We start from the raw sequence: 16,355 nt of genomic DNA, 5'->3' as shown, positions 1-16,355 counted from the left end.
CCACCACCACGAACACGCGGTCGGATGCCTCGCGCAGCACCCGGCCCGAGGCATCCACCGATGTCGCGCAGCTGCGCAAGAGCCGCAAGTCGGCGCGCAAGGCGCGCATCGCGGGCGGCAAGGCCGTGCTCGTCGTGCTGCTGCTCGGCTTCACCCTGTTCCCCGCGTTCTGGATGCTCTCGAGCGCCTTCGACGCCCAGGCCGGCGCGGGCGGGCAGCAGCTCCTGCCCCGTGAGTGGTCGCTCGAGAACTTCGAGTACGTGCTCACCGAGGGCGGGTTCGACGTGTTCCTGCGCAACTCGGCGATCGTCGCCGTCGTGACGGTGCTCGCGAGCGCGCTGCTCGCGCTGCTCGCCTCCGTCGCGGTGGCTCGCTTCCGCTTCAAGTTCCGCACGGCGATGCTCCTCATGATCCTGATCGTGCAGATGGTGCCGCTTGAGGCGCTCGTGATCCCGCTGTTCGTGCAGGTGCGCGACCTGCAGCTGCTCAACACGCTGCTCGGCATCATGGTCGTCTACGTCGCGCTCTCGCTGCCGTTCGGCATCTGGATGCTGCGCGGCTTCGTCGCGGCGGTGCCCGTCGAGCTCGAGGAGGCCGCGTACATCGACGGCGCCAGCTGGGGCCGGATGTTCCGTTCGGTGCTGCTGCCTCTCGTCATGCCCGGCCTCGTCGCGACGAGCGTGTTCTCGTTCATCACCGCCTGGAACGAGTTCATCTTCGCCATGACCCTGCTCGGCGGGGCGACCGAGAACTACACGGTCGCGATCGGCCTCAAGCAGTTCTTCGGCGAGCACTCGAACGAGTGGGGCTACATCATGGCCGCGTCCACGATCATCACGATCCCGGTCATGATCTTCTTCGTCATCGTCCAGCGTCGCTTGTCGAGCGGCCTCGTGGCCGGCGCGGTGAAGGGGTGACCGCCGCGGACGATCCCACCATCAGGTCACAGGTGGGCGGAGTGCTCTGGCCCGGCTTCCTCGGCCGGAGCATTCCGGACTGGCTTCGCCGCGAGCTCGACGCGGGCCTCGCGGGCGCGGTGCTCTTCGCGCACAACCTGCACGACACGGCCGGTCGAGGAGCTCCGACCCTCGCCGCCGAGTTCGCCGCCTACTCCGCGGCGACCCGGCCGCTCCTCGTCGGCATCGACGAGGAGGGCGGCAACGTCACGCGCGTCGACGCGGCGCTCGGTTCGACGCTGCCCGGCGCGGCACAGCTCGGCTTCGTCGACGACCTCGCGGCGACCGAGGCGGTGGGCGAACAGCTCGCTGACCGGTCGCGCGCCGTCGGGGCGAACGTGGTGCTCGGGCCGGTCGCCGACGTGAACACCGACCCGCGCAACCCGGTCATCGGCGTGCGCTCGTTCGGGGCCGACCCCGAGCTCGTCTCGCGGCACGCCGTGGCGCAGCTCCGGGGCATCCAGCGGGCCGGTGCGGCCGCGTGCGTGAAGCACTTCCCTGGGCACGGGGACACGCACCTCGACTCGCACCATGCGATGCCCGAGCTCACGATCTCGCTCGACGAGCTCGAGCGCATGCATCTGCCGCCGTTCCGCGCGGCGATCGCCGCGGGGGTCGCCGCCGTGATGACCGCGCACATCATCGTGCCCGAGTGGGGCGCCGCGCCGGCGACCCTGAACCCGATCGCGCTCGGTCGGCTTCGCGAGCTCGGCTTCGAGGGCGTCATCATCACCGACGCGCTCGACATGGCCGCGGTGCGCGAATCGGTCGGGGCCGGCCCCGGGGCGGTGCAGGCGCTCCGCGCGGGCGCCGACCTGCTCTGCATCTCGAACCCGACGAACCTCGGCGCGGCGGCCGTCGCCGACCAGGACGTGCGCGACTTCCGCGAGGTGCAGCAGGCGATCTTCGCCGCGATCGACGACGGGACGCTCGACGTCGCGATCGTCGAGCGCGCCGCCGATCGGGTGCGACGGCTCGCGGTCTCGCTCGACGAGGCTCCGTCGAACACGCGGATGCCGCTGGACACCCGCCGGGTCGCCCGCGAGGCGATCACGGTGGACGCTGAGATCCCGGCGCTCCCGGGATCCCGTTCGGTGCTCGACGTGCGCGGCCGCTCGACGCTCGCCGTCGACAGCGACGCCGACTACGTCGAGCGGGCGCTCGCGGCCGGCGGCCGGGTGCTGCGCGGAAACGCCGCGGTGCCGGGCGACGGACAGCTGGTCGTGATCGTCGACGCCGTCGGCGCACCGGGACCGCAGCGCGACCGGGTCGAGAACATCGCGGCGATCCGTCCCGATGCCGTCGTGGTCGACACCGGGATGCCGGGCGAGCCGCTGCCGCTGCCGACGCTGCACACGCGCGCTGCGAGCCGGCTCGCCGCCGAGGTCGCGAGCGAACTGCTCGAGTCGGGAGCCGGCGCGTGATCGTGCTCTCGCTCCAGTCGGGCACCTCGGCGGACGGCATCGACGTCGCCGTCGTCGAGATCGAACCTGCGCGAGCCCCCGAGCGAGCGAGTGACGCGACGCCGTTGCGGCTGACGCCGCTGCACACGAGCACCGTCGACTGGGACCCCGCGCTCCGCGCGAGGATCCTGTCGGTCGCGGCCGGCGAGGCGCTCGACGCGGGCGGGTGGAACCGGCTCACCACCGAGCTCGGCCAGGCCTTCGCCGAGGCGGCGGCCGGGGGCATCCGTGCCTCGGGCGCGACGCCCGAGCTCATCGTCTCGCACGGCCAGACCGTGCATCACTGGGTCGAGGACGGGCATGCCCGCGGCACCCTGCAGCTCGGGGAGCCCGCGTGGATCGCCGAGCGCGCGGGCGTGCCCGTCCTGTCCGACGTGCGCATGGCCGACATCGCGGCGGGCGGCGAGGGCGCGCCGCTCATGGCGTTCTTCGACCGGCTCTGGCTGGGAGGCGAGGCCCGCGGCGTCGGGCGCACGATCGCGACCGTGAACCTCGGCGGCATCGCGAACGTGCAGCTCGTCGGCGCCGATGGTTCGGTCGTGGCCTTCGACACCGGCCCCGGCAACTGCCTCATCGACGCCGTGGTCGACCGTCATTCGGCGGGCGCGCAGGGCTACGACGAGGGCGGACGGCTCGCCGCCGCCGGGCGGGTGCACGAGGGACTCCTCGCCGCACTGCTCGCGCATCCGTACTTCGCGGCGCGCGCGCCGAAGTCGACGGGGCGTGAGACCTTCGATCTCGGGGTCGTCGACGCGGCGCTCGCCGCGATGGCTGCGACGGCGGGCGGCGAGACCGGGGCCGACCCCCGGGGCGTGCTGCCCGTCGCCGACCTGGTCGCGACGCTCACCGAGCTCACCGCGCGCACCGTCGTCGACGCACTCGTCGACGACGCACCCGTCGTCCTCGTCTGCTCGGGCGGCGGAGCGTTGAACCCGGTGCTGCTCGCGCGCATCGCCCAGCACGCGACCGCGCGCGGCATCTCCGTCGAGTCGAGCGCCGCCCGCGGCCTCGACCCGGCGTTCAAGGAGTCGCTCATGTTCGCGCTCCTCGGGTACTGCAGCCGGCACGGCGTGCCGATCGAGCTCCGCCCCGACCCTGCGGGCGCGCGCGTGCTCGGGCGGTTCTCGCCCGGGCCCCAGCCGCTCGACCTGCCCGCGCCGCTCGCCGGCGTGGCATCCATCGCCATCGAACACCGCACCATCGAACACCGCACCGACGAACACCGCACCAACGGGGGAGCAACACCATGAGCGGTCACGCACCGCAGCAGTCGTCCGAGCATCACGCACTGCGCGAACTGCTCGGCGAACTCTCGACCGAACAGGTCAACGACGCCCACGCCGGATTCGACCTGCTCTCGACCGAGGCGCAGCTCGCCGCCATGCAGGCCGAGAGCGCCCAGGCCGTCGCGGCCGTCACCGAGGCGACCCCGCAGATCGCCGCGGCCGTCGACGCCATCGTCGCCCGCCTGCGCGGCGGCGGCCGCCTCGTGTACGCCGGGGCCGGCACCGCCGGGCGCATGGGCGTGCTCGACGCGAGCGAGATCCCGCCGACCTTCGGCACCGACCCCGCGCTCGTCGTCGGACTCATCGCCGGCGGCGACGGCGCGCTGCGCACGGCCGTCGAGAACGCGGAGGACGACCCGGCGCTCGGCGCCGCCGACCTCGAGGCGATCGGGCTCGGCCCCGCCGACGCGTTCATCGGCATCTCGGCATCGGGGCGCACCCCGTACGTGCTCGGCGCCATCGAGTACGCGAAGCGCGTCGGGGCGCTCAGCATCGGCTTCGCCTGCAACGAGGACTCCGCGATCGGCGCGGCCGCCGACCTCGCGATCGAGACCGTCGTCGGCCCCGAGATCGTCGCCGGCTCCACGCGGTTGAAGGGCGGCACCGCGCAGAAGCTCGTGCTCAACGCGATCTCGACGATCGCGATGGTGCGCCTCGGCAAGGTGCACGGCAACCTCATGGTCGACGTGCAGGCCACCAACGCGAAGCTGCGTGCGCGCGCCGAACGCATCGTGATGCAGGCGACCGGGGTGGACGCCGCTGCGGCCTCCGCCGCGCTCGCCTCCGTCGACGGGCACGTGAAGGCCGCGATCCTCGTCACCATGACTGGGGTGGATCCGAAACTCGCGCTGGCGCGCCTCGCCGCCGAAGATGGAGTGCTGCGCGATGCTCTCTCCAGCGTGCGCGACACGACCGTCGAATAGGGCGCGCGATCACAAGGAGAAGGAACGGAAGGCTGGAGATGTCGGCGAACGTGCTCTCGACCGTGCGCGAGGCGGTGCCGCGCCTGAGTTCGTCCGAGGCGCGCGTCGCCGAGGCGATCATCGCCGACCCCACGCTCGTGGTCGACCTCACCATCACCGACCTCGCGCGCGTCTGCGGCACCTCGCTGTCGACGGTCGCCCGGTTCTGCCAGACGCTCGGGTACTCGGGCTACCGCGAGTTCCGCATGGAGGTCGCGAGTGCCGTGAGCCGCGAGGCCGCGGAGCGCGACCGCTTCGGCCTCGCGAACGCCGACATCGACCCCGACGACACGGCGTCCGACGTCGTGGCGAAGATCGCCTTCCACGAGGTGCTCGCCATCGAGCAGACGGTGGGCGGACTCGACACGACGGTGCTCGACGGGGTCGTCGATGCGATCGTGGCGGGCGCGCACGTCGATCTCTACGGGTTCGGCTCGAGCGGGCTCACCGCCCAGGACCTGCAGCAGAAGCTCTCGCGCATCGGCATCTCGGCGTTCTGCTCGGTCGACGTGCACCTCGCGCTCGTCTCGGCGGCGCTGCGGAAGCCCGGGGACGTCGCGATCGGCATCTCGCACTCGGGGCTCACGGCCGAGACGAACCACGCGCTCGAGGTCGCCCGCGAGGGCGGGGCGACGACCGTCGCCGTGACGAACTCGCCCGAGTCGCCGATCGCCGAGCTGGCCGAGTTCGTGCTGATGACGCACGCACGCGAGTCGAGCTACCGGGTGGGGGCGATGTCGAGCAGGATCGCGCAGCTCGCCGTCGTCGACTTCCTGTTCGTGCGGCTCGCGCAGCGCCTGGGCGACTCGGTCTCGACCCCGCTGCAGCGCACCTTCGAGGTCACCGCGAGCCACCGGGTCCCGTCTCGGCGGCGTCCGGCCTGAGGCCCGGCCGTACGAGTCGCGCGCCGAGCCGCTCGTGGGAACCGTCGCGCGAGCCGTCGCGCGTACGGCGCCGGCTCAGCGTTCGGCCGTGAACGTCGAGGTGTAGAGCTCCCGCAGCGCAGGCATCCCGCCGGCCGTGAAGGCCGCGCGCTGCCGTGCCCCGCCCGTGCCCTCCTCGCGCAGGCGCGCGAAGCCGGCCGCGACGAGTCCGGCGTCGCCGCTCGCGTCGAGTGCGGGGGCGAGCAGCAACTGCGCGCGATCGAGCACCTCGTCGGCGGGGCGGAGCTCGCCGAGCACGGGGTCGAGCACGAGTGCGTCGAGCCCGCTGTGGGCCGCGTGCAGCAGCGCGGCGTTGAGGAGCTCGGGGCCGGGGGCGGCCTCGGCGCTCGGCACGACCGCGTCCGCGGCGCCGAGCGAGACGTCGATCACGCTGTCGACGAGCGCCCGGTACACGGCGGCGTGCAGCACGGCCGACCAGGCCTCGAGCTGGGCGTCGGCGACCCTGACCTCGACGGTGGGCACGTGGTCCGACAGCCGCGCCGCCCACATGATGATCGCGTGGTCCTTCATCCCGCCGATGCCCACGAGCCGTTCGAGGCGCCGGTCGTAGTCGGCCGCGTCGCGGAACTCCGGCGGGCACCCCGTCGTCGTCCAACGGCGCTGCCCGACGTTGCGCCAGCTCTCGTAGCCGGTGTCGTGGCCGCGCCAGACGGGGGAGTTGCCGGTGAGCGCAGACAGCAGCGGCAACCAGTTGCGGATGGCGTTCAGCGCACGCACGCCGTCGTCGCGATCGTCGATCCCGACGTGCACGTGCAGCCCCTGGATCTGGTGGTCGGCGATCACGCCCGCCATGTCGTCGGCGATGCGCTGGTAGCGGGGGGTGTCGGTGATCGTCGGGAACGGCAGCGCATCGGGCGGGCAGCCGACGCTCGCGGCGATCACGCCGTATCGCTCCGCCTCGGCGGCGACCCCGCGGCGGAATCCGACGAGCGCCTCGTGCGCCTCCGTCATGTCGGTGAAGACGGCCGACGCGTGTTCGACCTGCGCGGCGAGGAACTCGCGGTGGGCGAGGGGCCGCAAGCGGGGGTCGGCGGCGAGGTGCGCGAAGGCGCCGTCGGCCACGTCGGCCGGGCGCAGTGTCTCACGGTCGAGGAAGACGAACTCCTCCTCCACCCCGAAGGTGGTCATCGCGGCTCCCTCTTGATGCTCACACTCTCGTCAGCGAGGCGGCGCGCGTCAAGGGCTTGCCGGCATCGCGGCGTCGGAGCAGCGTCGGGGCGGCGCCGGGTCAGAAGAGCAGCAGCACCGCGACGCTCGACGCGAGGGTGACGACGAGCGACCCGGCCACGAGGGCGGCCACGACGATCAGCGCCACACGCCCCCGCGGGAGGCGGTCGCCCGAGTGCACCGGTCTCGTCGTGAACGGCGACGGGGATGCCACGGCGCCGCCGAGCGGAGTCGGCACGGTCGTGTGCTCGGGTACGAGGCGCATGGTCTGCATGAGGGGGTGGGCCAGTTCGTCGGCGCCGTCGGGGGTCGCGGCGAGTGCGCCGACATGCGCCGGTGTGAACGCGGCGACGAGGGCCGGCTCGGAGATCGGCGCGCCCGGCGTCGCGGGTGACGGCGCGCCCGCCTTGGACGCCGTGTGCGGAGTCCAGCCGCGGCCGTCCCAGTAGCGCAGCCACGCGGCATCCGCCTCGTCGTCGTACCAGCCCGCCGAGCGCTCAGCCATACGCGGCCGCGGCGTCGGGAGAGGTCATCCGCCCACTGTAGAGCCGCGCGTCAGGCCGCGCGATCGGCAGAACTCCCCATGGCGACGAGCAGGTCTTCGTGGTCGCGCGGGGTCGCCTCGGCGCCGAGGTCGTGCAGCGCCTCGGCGCCGAGGGCCGCGGTGGGCGGAACGACCTCGGAGGCGGCCACGGCGCCGGCCCGGCGCACCATGCGGGCGGTCTGGACGAGCACCACGCCGAGCACCGCACCGGCCGTGTTCATGACGAGGTCGCGGGGGTCGGAGATGCGATCGGGCTCGGGCACCTGGATGAGCTCGATCACGGTGGTGAACGCGAGGCCGGCGAGCAGGGCGAGCGGCCAGGCCCGCCGGGGGAGGAGGAGGGCGGCGAGCACGCCCACCGGAACGAACAGTGCGACGTTGAACGCGATCTCGGCCAGGTAGCCGGTGGTCCACGTCACCTGGGCGGTCCAGGCGTCGGGGTTCAGGATGCCGCCGTCGACCTGGTTGCCCGTCGTGGTCCAGGGCGCCGGACCGACGGTCGCCCACAGCACGAGCGCCGCATATGCGGCAGCGACGAGACCGAGGGGGCGGCGATCCATGGCCCGATTCTCCTCCTTCGAGCCTTCGAACGGGCTGGATTCACCCCGGGAGTCCGATCCGAACGTCACAATCCGGTCGCGACCGGTGTGCTGCGGCGAAGAAATCGATAGTGTATCTTCACTGATTCCTCCATCAAGCGGGCGCTTGCCCGCGCCTCCATTCGATTGCCCGGAGGCGGACCGATCCGCGTGGCATGACCCGATACGAGACGGCGGATGCCTGCATGGCACCCCGCCCCTCGCCCCCGCTCCGTCTGGCAACCCGCCGTGCGGGGCAGCGATCGACCGTCGATCGCATCGGGCTTGCACCAGCGGCCCATAAGGACAGAAGGACAGCAGTATGGCAACTGGAACCGTCAAGTGGTTCAACGCCGAAAAGGGCTTCGGCTTCATCGCTCCCGACGACGGCTCGGCCGACGTCTTCGCGCACTTCAGCGCGATCTCGGGCAACGGCTACCGCTCGCTCGAAGAGGGCCAGAAGGTCGAATTCGACGTCGCGCAGGGCCCGAAGGGCCTGCAGGCGGAGAACATCCGCGGCCTCTAAGCCCAAAGGCAGTCGAACGCCGTCGCAGCCTCGTGCTGCGGCGGCGTTCGGCGCATCCGGGCGGTATCACAGCTTCACCGTCTAGTGTGGGGCTCGCGAGCCGTCGTCATCTGCACGAACGGCACGCGAGCTCCCGCCGACGGACATCGTCGCTGGGAACCCGCACGACTTGGAAGTCGTGCACGTCGCAGCCGCTCCGGCGGCTCGGCTCTACAGAAGGAAAAGAATATGGCAACCGGAACCGTCAAGTGGTTCAACGCCGACAAGGGCTTCGGCTTCATCGCTCCCGACGACGGCTCGGCCGATGTCTTCGCGCACTTCAGCGCGATCGCGTCGGGCGGCTACCGCTCGCTCGAGGAGAACCAGAAGGTCGAGTTCGAGACCGCCCGCGGCCCCAAGGGCCTGCAGGCAGAGAACATCACCGTCATCGGTTAAGTTCTCCCAGCGCGTTTCAGACGACGGATGCCTCGGCGCCCTCCCGTTCCCGGGAGATGCGCCGGGGCATCCGTCGTTCGTGTGTTCGGCGCCACCGGGCGTCTTCAAAGCTTCGATGCCTACGATCGGAACACATCGACCCCGGCCCGCGGTCGGCCCCGAAGGAGGAGCCCCCATGCAATGCCCCAGTGACGGAACCGTGCTCGTGATGAGCGAGCGCAGCGGCATCGAGATCGACTACTGCCCGACCTGCCGCGGCGTCTGGCTCGACCGCGGCGAACTCGACAAGATCGTCGAGCGGGCCGGCCGGGAGTTCGGCGGTGCGCAGGCCGCACCCGCCGCCGCACCGCAGGCACCGCCCGCCCCGCCGCAGCAGCCGGCCTACGGTCAGCCGGCGTACCAGCAGCCCTACGACAACCGCGGGTACGACAATCGCGGGTACGACAACCGCGGCTACGGCGACAACGGGTACGGCCGCAAGAAGAAGAAGGAGAGCTGGCTCTCCGAGCTCTTCGACTGAACCGTCGAACCCGCGAATGCCGCGTCGGCCGCCACTCGGGCGGCCGGCGCGGCATTCGTCGTCGGTGCGGCCGGCTCAGGCGGCGTTGAACTCGGCCGGGTGGGGGCCGGTGCGTCCGTCTCGCTCGAGCGCGTCGATCGCGGCGAGATCGGCGTCGGTGAGCTCGAAGCCGAAGACGTCGAGGTTCGCGGCGATCCGCGCCGGCGTCACCGACTTCGGGATCACGACGCGGCCCTGCTGCAGGTGCCACCGCAGCACGACCTGCGCAGGGGTCACGCCGAGGCGCGCGGCGATCGACGTGACGGATGCCTCGCCGAGCACGGCGCCCTGCGCGAGCGGGCTCCACGCCTCGGTGACGACGCCGTGGCGGGTGTTCGCCGCGACGGTCGCGCGGTTCTGCAGTGCAGGGTGCAGCTCGATCTGGTTCACGGCCGGCACGGTGCCGGTCTCGGCGATGAGCCGCTCGAGGTGGGTCGGCTCGAAGTTCGAGACGCCGATGGCGCGCACCCGTCCCTCGTCGAGCAGGCGCTCGAGCGCCCGCCAGGTGTCGACGAAGCGGTCGCGCTCGGGCGTCGGCCAGTGGATCAGGTAGAGGTCGACACGGTCGAGCCCGAGCTTGCCGAGACTTGCGTCGAACGCGCGGAGGGTGGAGTCGAAGCCCTGCTCCGAGTTCCAGACCTTCGTCGTGACGAACAGTTCGTCGCGCTCGATGCACGACTCGGCGAGGGCGCGGCCGACGCCGGACTCGTTGCCGTAGATCGCGGCGGTGTCGATGCTCCGGTAGCCCGCTTCCAGGGCGGCGGCGACCGCCGCGGTCGTCTCGGGGTCGGGGACCTGGAAGACGCCGAAGCCGAGCTGCGGCATCTGCACGCCGTTGTTGAGGGTGACGGTGGGCATGGTGGTGGTGGTCATGGATTCGCTTTCCTGGTCGATCGAGCGGGGTGTGGAGGCGGCGCGCTGCGCCGAGATCATGCGGCGGGGACGGGGGTCGGGGAGGTCGCGGGGAAGGCCGGCGCGGAGGCATCCGCTCGCTGCGAGCGACGCGCCGTCGCGGCGGCGACCGCCATCACGAGGAGGGCGGCGAGCGTGATCCCGGCGCCCACCCAGATCGGCGAGGTGAAACCGAGGCCGGCGGCGATCGTGAGGCCGCCCGCCCAGGCGCCGAGCGCATTGCCGAGGTTGAACGCCGCGATGTTCGCGCCCGAGGCGAGCGTCGGCGCTCCGGCTGCGAAACGCATCACCCGGCTCTGCAGGCCCGGCACCGTGCCGAAGCCGAAGGCGCCCATGAGCACGAGCAGCACCACCGTCGCGATCGGGCCGGTGGCGAGCCATCCGAAGAGGGCGAGCACGACGACGAGCGCGGCGATGAAGGCGAGGAGGGTGCCGTCGATCGAGCGATCGGCGAGGCGCCCGCCGGCCCAGTTGCCGACGACGAGACCGGCGCCGAACAGCACGAGCAGCCACGGCACGGCGGTGGCGGCGAAGCCGCTGACCTCGGTGAGGGTGAAGGCGATGTAGGTGAAGGCGCCGAACATACCGCCGAAGCCGAGCACGGTGACGGCGAGCGAGAGCCAGACCTGACCCGAGCGGAAGGCGCCGAGCTCGCGGCGCAGGCTCGGCGCGGGGCCGGCGGCCTTCAGGCTCGGCACGAGTGCGGCGATGCCGGCCAGGGCCACGACGCCGATCGCGGTGATCGCCCAGAAGGTCGCGCGCCAGCCGAACTGCTGGCCGATGAAGGTGCCGAAGGGCACGCCGAGCACGTTCGCGGCCGTCAGCCCGGTGAACATGATCGCGATGGCGGCCGCGGCCTTCTCGGGGGCGACGAGGTTCGCTGCGACCACCGAGCCGATGCCGAAGAAGGCGCCGTGGCAGAGCGCGGCGATGACGCGGCCGGTCATCATGAGCTCGTAGCTCGGCGCGAGCGCCGAGACGGCGTTGCCGGCGATGAACAGCACGAGCAGGCCCATGAGCACGGGCTTGCGGGGGAGTCGGATGGTGGCGGCCGTGAGCCCGAGTGCGCCGACGACCACCGCGAGGGCGTAGCCCGAGATCAGCCAGCCGGCGGTGGCCTCGCTCACGCCGAAGTCGGTCGCGACCTCGGGAAGGAGTCCCATGATGACGAACTCGGTGAGTCCGATGCCGAATCCGCCGATGGCGAGTGCGATGAGTCCGAGTGGCATGGCGAAGCTCCTGCTAGAGTGGAGGGAATTAGTTGCAAGCGCGTTCTATTGCGCAAGCGACGTTAATACTTGCACACGCAAATACAAAGCGCAAGCAACTAAATTTCGAGGAGGCAGCATGGGGATCGCCGACGACGCCGTCGAAGTGCGCGCACAGGGGTGGCGCACGCTCGCCGCACTGCACGGCCTGATCGAGTCCGAGCTCGAGCGCGCGCTCGGGGCATCCGTCGATCTCTCGGTCGTCGAGTACACCGTGCTCGACGCGCTGAACCGGCAGGACGGCTGGCACATGCGCATGCAGCAGCTCGCCCGCGCGACGGCGCTCAGCCCGAGCGCGACGACCCGGCTCGTCAATCGGCTCGAGGACCGGGCGCTGCTCACGCGCATCCTCTGCGCCGACGACCGGCGCGGCATCTACACCGAGCTCACGCCGGCCGGGCTGGCGCTCTACGAGCAGGCGCGCCCGATCCACGATGAGACGCTCGAGCGCGTGCTCGCCGAGGCGGCCGCACAGCCCGAGCTCGCGCCCGTCGTCGACGCGCTGCACGTCGCGGCGCCCGTCGCCGGCTGAATCCGCCGCGCAACGCCGAGCGCGCCCGGGCATCTCGCCCGGGCGCGCTCCGTGTTCGTGGTGCGGCGGGGATCAGCCCTGCGCCTCGCCGGCGATGTTGACGAGCCAGGTGACGCCGTAGGCGTCGGTGCACATGCCGAACGCGTCGCCCCACGGAGCGACTTCGAGCGGCACGATCTGGGAGCCCGACGCCAGCAGCTTCTCCCAGTAGCCGCGCAGCCTCGCATCGTCGTCGTGGCCGCCCGAGAGTGACACCGAGATGTTGCTGGTCTCCGGCGCGGGCGGCATGTGGCTCGGCGTGTCGGCGACCATGATCCACATGCCGCCGTCGCCCTCGACCTGGCCGTGCATGACCTTGTCGGCGTCGGCGGGGTCGTCGGCCTGCCCGAATTCACCGAAGGTGCTGACGGTGAGCTCGCCGCCGAACACCGAGTGATAGAACTCGAGCGCCTCGCGCGCGTTGTCCTTGAGGTTGATGTAGGGGTTGAGCCGTGCCATGGTGCATTCCCTTCGCCGAGTGAGCGGACAGTGCTGATGATTCTCGTCCGCGCGCCGCGCCGCAAGCCCCGATTCGAACCGCTCCAACGGCCTGAAGCGGCGGGATGCCTCGCGGCCGAGCGGGTCTCGACGCGGGTCTCGACGCGGGTCTTGACCGTGGCATCCGATCGTCGTACTCTGTAATCAACCAAATGGTTGATCAATGAACAGGTTGAGGAGGAGCGATGATCGTGGACCCGAGTTCGGACGACCGGCTCGATCGCGCATTCATGGCCCTCGCCGATCCGGTCCGCCGACGCATCATCGCCCGGCTCAGCCGGGGGCCGGCGACCGTCAACGAGCTCGCCGACCCGTTCGAGATCAGCAAGCAGGCCGTCTCCAAGCACATCCAGGTGCTCGAGCACGCCGGGCTCGTCACGCGAACGCGCGACGCCCAGCGGCGCCCCGTGCACCTCGACCCGGCGGCTCTCGAAGCCCTCACCGCGTGGATCGATCGTTACCGGTTGATCCACGAGCAGCAGTTCCGCTCGCTGGACGCACTGCTCGCCGATGACCGCGGTGCGAACGCCGCGGCATCCACCGCCGACCAGGTCGGCGACCTCTCCGAGCGCGGCCGGCCGGCCGCGCCGCACAGGAAAGAGACAGGACAATGACGAACCCCGTCACCATCACCGCCCCCGAGGGGCTTCCCTTCATCGAGATCGAGCGCGAGTTCGCAGCCCCCGTCGCGGCGCTGTTCAACGCGCACCGCGACCCCGCGCTCGTCAAGCAGTGGCTCGGGCCGAACGGCTACGAGATGGACATCGAGCGCTGGGACTTCGTCTCGCAGGGCGGCTACCGCTACGTGCACACCGACGAGAAGGGCGACGCCTGGGCGTTCAACGGCACGTTCCACTCGGTGCGCGAGAACGAGCTCGCGATCCAGACCTTCGAGTTCGAGGGCTACCCCGACGTGGTGGCCATCGAGTCGATGACCTTCGAAGACCTCGGTGACGGCCGGTCGAAGCTGCGCATCCACTCGGTCTACCCGACGGTCGAAGCCCGCGACGGCATGGTCGCGAGCGGCATGGAGACCGGCCTGACCGAGGGCTACGCCCGGCTCGACGGCCTCGTCGGCTGACCTCACCACCACTCCGGGCCGCCTGCGTCCGCTCGTGGGCGACCCGGACCGACCGAAGCACCGACAAGAAGACCGAAGCACCGACAAGAAACGGAGCGCATCATGGACTGGACCCTGGAAGTGGTCATCGTGCCCGTCAGCGACATCGAGCGGTCGATCGAGTTCTACCGCGATCGCGTCGGGTTCGACCTCGACCATCACACCGTGACCGAGCACCTGGAGATCGCGCAGCTGACCCCGCGCGGTTCGGGCTGCTCGATCGTGATCGGCTCGCTGCCCTCGCAGCAGGAGATGGCGCCCGGCTCGCTGAAGGGCGTGCAGCTCGTCGTCGCCGACGCCGAGGCTGCTCGTGCCGAGCTCGTCGAGCGCGGCGTCGACGCGAGTCCGATCCAGGTGATCGACCCGCGCGACGGCGGCACCTTCTTCGGCTTCGCCGACCCCGACGGCAACACCTGGTCGGTGCAGCAGATCAAGGCCAGGGGCGAGCACCCGCTCATCCCGGTCGAGGCGCGTCAGCGCTTCGGCGCCGAGCAGGAGTACTGAGCGGGCGAGCGGGCCCGGCGGAGAGTGCCGGGCCCGCTCGCGCTAGCGCGCCGAGACCCGGGCGACCGGCTGCCGCAGGATCGTCCGGAGCTTCTCAGGCGCCGAGCGCCGCGGGTCGCCGAAGTAGACCTCGTGGTGCCGTCCGTTGAAGCGCAGGCCTTCGGCGGGCATGAACTCGTCGTGCAGGCGTGCGAGCGTCGGGCCCTCGTCGTCGTAGGCGCCGCGGTGCAGGGTCTGCACGCAGAGCCCTTCGTCGAGCGTCTCGAATCGCAGCCGCGCGACGGCCGGTGCTTTCGCGAGCGCCTTGGCGATCGCGGCCTCCTGCACCTCGGGCGTCAGCCAGTCGGGCTGCCAGATCATCATCGTCCAGCTCCAGGCCGACTTCTCGCGCGTCACGAAGGTCGACGGGTCGTCCGCGCTCCACAGTCCCTCGAGCGGGCCGACGGCGTAGTCGAGCTCGAGCTCGCGCTTGCTCTGGAACTTCGCCGCATACGAGACCGCGTAGAGCGCCTCGACCGCAGCGGCGTACTCGGGCACCGTGTTGGGATCGCCCTCGCCGTCGACCATCGCGTAGCGCAACGGCGGCACCTCGACGAGGTCGAAGCGGCCGTGCGCGGCGGTGTAGCTCGGAATCTCACGTTTCGGATCGAACTTCGTCGTCGCCATCCGGCCATCCTCCCGGGCGCCACCGACACCCGCGGGCGTCTGCGCGCGTCAGGCGTCGACGACGGCGGTCGGCGAGGTCGGCGTCGCCGGCGTCGTCTCGCCGGGGGTCGGCCGACGCCGCGCCTGCCCGGCGACGGCGAGGCTCAGGATGATGACGGCGCCCACCACGAGCAGCGCCGAGCGCGCCCCGACCTCGTCGGCGAGCAGCCCGAAGAGCGGCGGGGCGGCGAGCGACGAGATCGTCGAGAACGAGGTCACGACCGAGACGCGCTGGCCGGCACGATCGGGGTCGTCGGAGGCCGCGGAGATCGCGATCGGGTTGCCGAGTGCGGTGCCGCACCCCCAGAGCACGAGCCCGATCCAGGCCACCGCGAGGTCGGGGCCGAAGACGAAGAGCAGGAGGCCGGCGAGCGAGGAGAGCCCTGAGGCGCGCAGCACCGCGACGCGCCCGAACCGGTCGATGAGCCCGGTGCCGATGAATCGGAACACCGTCATCGCCCCGACGAAGGTGCCGTACGCCATCGCGCCCGTCGCCTCCGCTGCGGCGAAGCCGTCGACGACCGCGAGCGAGATCCAGGTGGTCGCCGCCCCTTCTGCGAGCGAGGCGGCGAGCAGCACCACACCGAGCAGCAGCGTGCGGGGTTCGAGCCATGCGCCCAGCGCCGAGCGCACGGCGCTCCGGTTGCGCTCGCGCGTCGAGAGCGCGTCGACCGATCCTGTGGCCGTGGTGACCGGTGCCTGCGGGGTGAGCGTCGTCGCCGGCGCGACGAGCAGTGCGCGCAGCAGGGTCACGACCGCGGTGACGACGAGGATCTGCATCGCGACGTGGGCCCCGGCGAACGCGAAGCCCGCCGCGACGAGCGCGCCGAGCGCGGCGCCGATCGAGAAGGCCGCGTGGAACTGCGGCAGCACGGCCTTGCCGAGGCGCTGCTCGACGGCGGCCGCGTTGATGTTGATCGGCACGTTCACGAGCGCGCCGCACACGCCGTTGACCGCCATGCCGGCGATGAAGAACCCGAGTCCGAAGCCGAGCAGCCCCGTGGCATCCAGGCCGAAGCCGACGACGTTGCCCACGATGCCCGCGATGAGCACGTTGCGGCTGCCGAATCGCGCGATGACCGCGCCGACCGTGAGTGCGCCGATGAGCGAGCCGAGACCGCCGATGATGAGCAGCGAGCCGAGCTGCAGCGAGGTGAGCTCGAGGGCGTCGCGGATCGACGGCATCCTGCTCATCCAGGAGACCTGGATGAGGCCGAACAGGGCGAACTGGGCCATGAGCGCCCAGCGGGCTGAGGAGACGGTCGGCATCCGTCGAACGTAGCAGTAAGGAATCCTTACCGATGGCGGAATCCGGCCATCGAGGCGGGACATCCTGCCGCAGCGCCCGCCCGCCCGC

The 16,355-nt window shown here is 71.6% G+C and carries 20 protein-coding genes; 12 read left to right on the top strand and 8 right to left on the bottom strand.

The genetic code is table 11. The features are described 5' to 3' along the window. Positions 1-71 precede the first annotated feature (71 nt). Genes ACFVTR_RS07490 through ACFVTR_RS07470 form a run of 5 tightly spaced genes read left to right on the top strand, consistent with a single transcriptional unit; the run spans position 72 to position 5,551 of the window. Positions 72-917 carry a carbohydrate ABC transporter permease gene (locus tag ACFVTR_RS07490; protein WP_376944638.1) on the top strand — a complete coding sequence of 282 codons (846 nt, stop codon included), beginning with the start codon at positions 72-74 and terminating at the stop codon, positions 915-917. Positions 918-958: 41 nt separating this feature from the next. Further along, entirely contained in the window at positions 959-2,380 is a 1,422-nt protein-coding gene (locus ACFVTR_RS07485) for a glycoside hydrolase family 3 protein (protein ID WP_387036094.1), read from the top strand. Beyond that, positions 2,377-3,669: an anhydro-N-acetylmuramic acid kinase gene (locus ACFVTR_RS07480; RefSeq protein ID WP_387036092.1), complete on the top strand. Its 1,293-nt coding sequence runs from the start codon at positions 2,377-2,379 to the stop codon at positions 3,667-3,669. The genes ACFVTR_RS07485 and ACFVTR_RS07480 overlap by 4 nt, the downstream gene beginning before the upstream one ends. Further along, positions 3,666-4,628, top strand: a complete 963-nt coding sequence (murQ, locus tag ACFVTR_RS07475; protein ID WP_387036090.1) for an N-acetylmuramic acid 6-phosphate etherase — start codon at positions 3,666-3,668, stop codon at positions 4,626-4,628. The genes ACFVTR_RS07480 and murQ overlap by 4 nt, the downstream gene beginning before the upstream one ends. A 38-nt stretch (positions 4,629-4,666) precedes the next feature. Then, positions 4,667-5,551: a MurR/RpiR family transcriptional regulator gene (locus ACFVTR_RS07470; RefSeq protein ID WP_387036089.1), complete on the top strand. Its 885-nt coding sequence runs from the start codon at positions 4,667-4,669 to the stop codon at positions 5,549-5,551. Between the two features lie 75 nt (positions 5,552-5,626). Here the strand turns inward: ACFVTR_RS07470 and ACFVTR_RS07465 are convergent, their stop codons facing one another. The 3 genes from ACFVTR_RS07465 to ACFVTR_RS07455 form a co-directional block, all read right to left on the bottom strand. Then, positions 5,627-6,739: a YbdK family carboxylate-amine ligase gene (locus ACFVTR_RS07465; RefSeq protein WP_387036088.1), complete on the bottom strand. Its 1,113-nt coding sequence runs from the start codon at positions 6,737-6,739 to the stop codon at positions 5,627-5,629. A gap of 100 nt (positions 6,740-6,839) precedes the next feature. After that, positions 6,840-7,283 (bottom strand): DUF2510 domain-containing protein, encoded by a 444-nt coding sequence (locus tag ACFVTR_RS07460; protein WP_387036085.1) that lies wholly within the window; start codon positions 7,281-7,283, stop codon positions 6,840-6,842. A 50-nt stretch (positions 7,284-7,333) separates the two neighbouring features. Then, positions 7,334-7,882, bottom strand: coding sequence for a VanZ family protein (locus ACFVTR_RS07455; RefSeq protein ID WP_387036084.1), 549 nt, complete (start codon positions 7,880-7,882; stop codon positions 7,334-7,336). Positions 7,883-8,222: 340 nt separating this feature from the next. Here ACFVTR_RS07455 and ACFVTR_RS07450 point away from each other — a divergent pair, with 340 nt between their 5' ends. The 3 genes from ACFVTR_RS07450 (at position 8,223) to ACFVTR_RS07440 (ending at position 9,381) form a co-directional block, all read left to right on the top strand. Further along, the gene (locus ACFVTR_RS07450) at positions 8,223-8,426 is read left to right on the top strand and encodes a cold-shock protein (RefSeq protein ID WP_022888560.1); all 204 of its coding nucleotides are present in this window, start codon (positions 8,223-8,225) and stop codon (positions 8,424-8,426) included. Between the two features lie 228 nt (positions 8,427-8,654). Next, positions 8,655-8,861, top strand: a complete 207-nt coding sequence (locus ACFVTR_RS07445) for a cold-shock protein (RefSeq protein ID WP_159602901.1) — start codon at positions 8,655-8,657, stop codon at positions 8,859-8,861. Between the two features lie 175 nt (positions 8,862-9,036). Continuing rightward, positions 9,037-9,381 (top strand): zf-TFIIB domain-containing protein, encoded by a 345-nt coding sequence (locus ACFVTR_RS07440; RefSeq protein WP_387036082.1) that lies wholly within the window; start codon positions 9,037-9,039, stop codon positions 9,379-9,381. A 75-nt stretch (positions 9,382-9,456) separates the two neighbouring features. Here the strand turns inward: ACFVTR_RS07440 and ACFVTR_RS07435 are convergent, their stop codons facing one another. Together ACFVTR_RS07435 and ACFVTR_RS07430 are read right to left on the bottom strand one after the other, a co-directional pair. Beyond that, positions 9,457-10,293 (bottom strand): aldo/keto reductase, encoded by an 837-nt coding sequence (locus ACFVTR_RS07435; protein ID WP_387036080.1) that lies wholly within the window; start codon positions 10,291-10,293, stop codon positions 9,457-9,459. A 56-nt stretch (positions 10,294-10,349) separates the two neighbouring features. Next, on the bottom strand, positions 10,350-11,561 hold the full coding sequence (locus tag ACFVTR_RS07430) for an MFS transporter (protein WP_387036078.1): 1,212 nt from the start codon (positions 11,559-11,561) through the stop codon (positions 10,350-10,352). Positions 11,562-11,679: 118 nt separating this feature from the next. Here ACFVTR_RS07430 and ACFVTR_RS07425 point away from each other — a divergent pair, with 118 nt between their 5' ends. Continuing rightward, entirely contained in the window at positions 11,680-12,132 is a 453-nt protein-coding gene (locus ACFVTR_RS07425) for a MarR family winged helix-turn-helix transcriptional regulator (RefSeq protein ID WP_376943868.1), read from the top strand. Positions 12,133-12,204: 72 nt separating this feature from the next. Here ACFVTR_RS07425 and ACFVTR_RS07420 read toward each other — a convergent pair whose 3' ends face one another. Further along, complete coding sequence (locus tag ACFVTR_RS07420; RefSeq protein WP_387036076.1) at positions 12,205-12,630, bottom strand: VOC family protein; 426 nt, start codon at positions 12,628-12,630, stop codon at positions 12,205-12,207. A 224-nt stretch (positions 12,631-12,854) separates the two neighbouring features. On the opposite strand from ACFVTR_RS07420, the gene ACFVTR_RS07415 reads away from it, so the two are divergent. The 3 genes from ACFVTR_RS07415 to ACFVTR_RS07405 all read left to right on the top strand — a co-directional run bounded on the left by ACFVTR_RS07415 (position 12,855) and on the right by ACFVTR_RS07405 (position 14,293). Then, positions 12,855-13,283 carry an ArsR/SmtB family transcription factor gene (locus ACFVTR_RS07415; RefSeq protein WP_387036074.1) on the top strand — a complete coding sequence of 143 codons (429 nt, stop codon included), beginning with the start codon at positions 12,855-12,857 and terminating at the stop codon, positions 13,281-13,283. Further along, entirely contained in the window at positions 13,280-13,750 is a 471-nt protein-coding gene (locus ACFVTR_RS07410; protein WP_387036072.1) for an SRPBCC family protein, read from the top strand. Before ACFVTR_RS07415 ends, ACFVTR_RS07410 begins: the two co-directional genes overlap by 4 nt. A gap of 102 nt (positions 13,751-13,852) precedes the next feature. Then, positions 13,853-14,293, top strand: coding sequence for a VOC family protein (locus ACFVTR_RS07405; protein ID WP_387036071.1), 441 nt, complete (start codon positions 13,853-13,855; stop codon positions 14,291-14,293). A 42-nt stretch (positions 14,294-14,335) separates the two neighbouring features. Here ACFVTR_RS07405 and ACFVTR_RS07400 read toward each other — a convergent pair whose 3' ends face one another. Together ACFVTR_RS07400 and ACFVTR_RS07395 are read right to left on the bottom strand one after the other, a co-directional pair. Continuing rightward, positions 14,336-14,959, bottom strand: a complete 624-nt coding sequence (locus ACFVTR_RS07400) for a GyrI-like domain-containing protein (protein WP_387036069.1) — start codon at positions 14,957-14,959, stop codon at positions 14,336-14,338. A gap of 48 nt (positions 14,960-15,007) precedes the next feature. Beyond that, complete coding sequence (locus ACFVTR_RS07395) at positions 15,008-16,267, bottom strand: MFS transporter (protein WP_387036068.1); 1,260 nt, start codon at positions 16,265-16,267, stop codon at positions 15,008-15,010. Between the last annotated feature and the right edge of the window lie 88 nt (positions 16,268-16,355).

Origin of the sequence: Agromyces sp. NPDC058126, assembly GCF_042884595.1 — a bacterium.
GTDB lineage: Bacteria > Actinomycetota > Actinomycetes > Actinomycetales > Microbacteriaceae > Agromyces.
This window is presented reverse-complemented; position numbering and strand designations above follow the sequence as displayed.

Bases quoted from the DNA above. Each gene is read 5' to 3' on its own strand.
- ACFVTR_RS07420 (WP_387036076.1), bottom strand. From the start codon at position 12,630: ATGGCACGGCTCAACCCCTACATCAACCTCAAGGACAACGCGCGCGAG.
- ACFVTR_RS07415 (WP_387036074.1), top strand. From the start codon at position 12,855: ATGATCGTGGACCCGAGTTCGGACGACCGGCTCGATCGCGCATTCATG.
- ACFVTR_RS07460 (WP_387036085.1), bottom strand. From the start codon at position 7,283: ATGGCTGAGCGCTCGGCGGGCTGGTACGACGACGAGGCGGATGCCGCG.
- ACFVTR_RS07410 (WP_387036072.1), top strand. From the start codon at position 13,280: ATGACGAACCCCGTCACCATCACCGCCCCCGAGGGGCTTCCCTTCATC.
- ACFVTR_RS07465 (WP_387036088.1), bottom strand. From the start codon at position 6,739: ATGACCACCTTCGGGGTGGAGGAGGAGTTCGTCTTCCTCGACCGTGAG.
- ACFVTR_RS07470 (WP_387036089.1), top strand. From the start codon at position 4,667: ATGTCGGCGAACGTGCTCTCGACCGTGCGCGAGGCGGTGCCGCGCCTG.
- ACFVTR_RS07450 (WP_022888560.1), top strand. From the start codon at position 8,223: ATGGCAACTGGAACCGTCAAGTGGTTCAACGCCGAAAAGGGCTTCGGC.
- murQ (WP_387036090.1), top strand. From the start codon at position 3,666: ATGAGCGGTCACGCACCGCAGCAGTCGTCCGAGCATCACGCACTGCGC.
- ACFVTR_RS07400 (WP_387036069.1), bottom strand. From the start codon at position 14,959: ATGGCGACGACGAAGTTCGATCCGAAACGTGAGATTCCGAGCTACACC.
- ACFVTR_RS07435 (WP_387036080.1), bottom strand. From the start codon at position 10,293: ATGACCACCACCACCATGCCCACCGTCACCCTCAACAACGGCGTGCAG.
- ACFVTR_RS07430 (WP_387036078.1), bottom strand. From the start codon at position 11,561: ATGCCACTCGGACTCATCGCACTCGCCATCGGCGGATTCGGCATCGGA.
- ACFVTR_RS07395 (WP_387036068.1), bottom strand. From the start codon at position 16,267: ATGCCGACCGTCTCCTCAGCCCGCTGGGCGCTCATGGCCCAGTTCGCC.
- ACFVTR_RS07445 (WP_159602901.1), top strand. From the start codon at position 8,655: ATGGCAACCGGAACCGTCAAGTGGTTCAACGCCGACAAGGGCTTCGGC.
- ACFVTR_RS07440 (WP_387036082.1), top strand. From the start codon at position 9,037: ATGCAATGCCCCAGTGACGGAACCGTGCTCGTGATGAGCGAGCGCAGC.
- ACFVTR_RS07455 (WP_387036084.1), bottom strand. From the start codon at position 7,882: ATGGATCGCCGCCCCCTCGGTCTCGTCGCTGCCGCATATGCGGCGCTC.
- ACFVTR_RS07405 (WP_387036071.1), top strand. From the start codon at position 13,853: ATGGACTGGACCCTGGAAGTGGTCATCGTGCCCGTCAGCGACATCGAG.
- ACFVTR_RS07425 (WP_376943868.1), top strand. From the start codon at position 11,680: ATGGGGATCGCCGACGACGCCGTCGAAGTGCGCGCACAGGGGTGGCGC.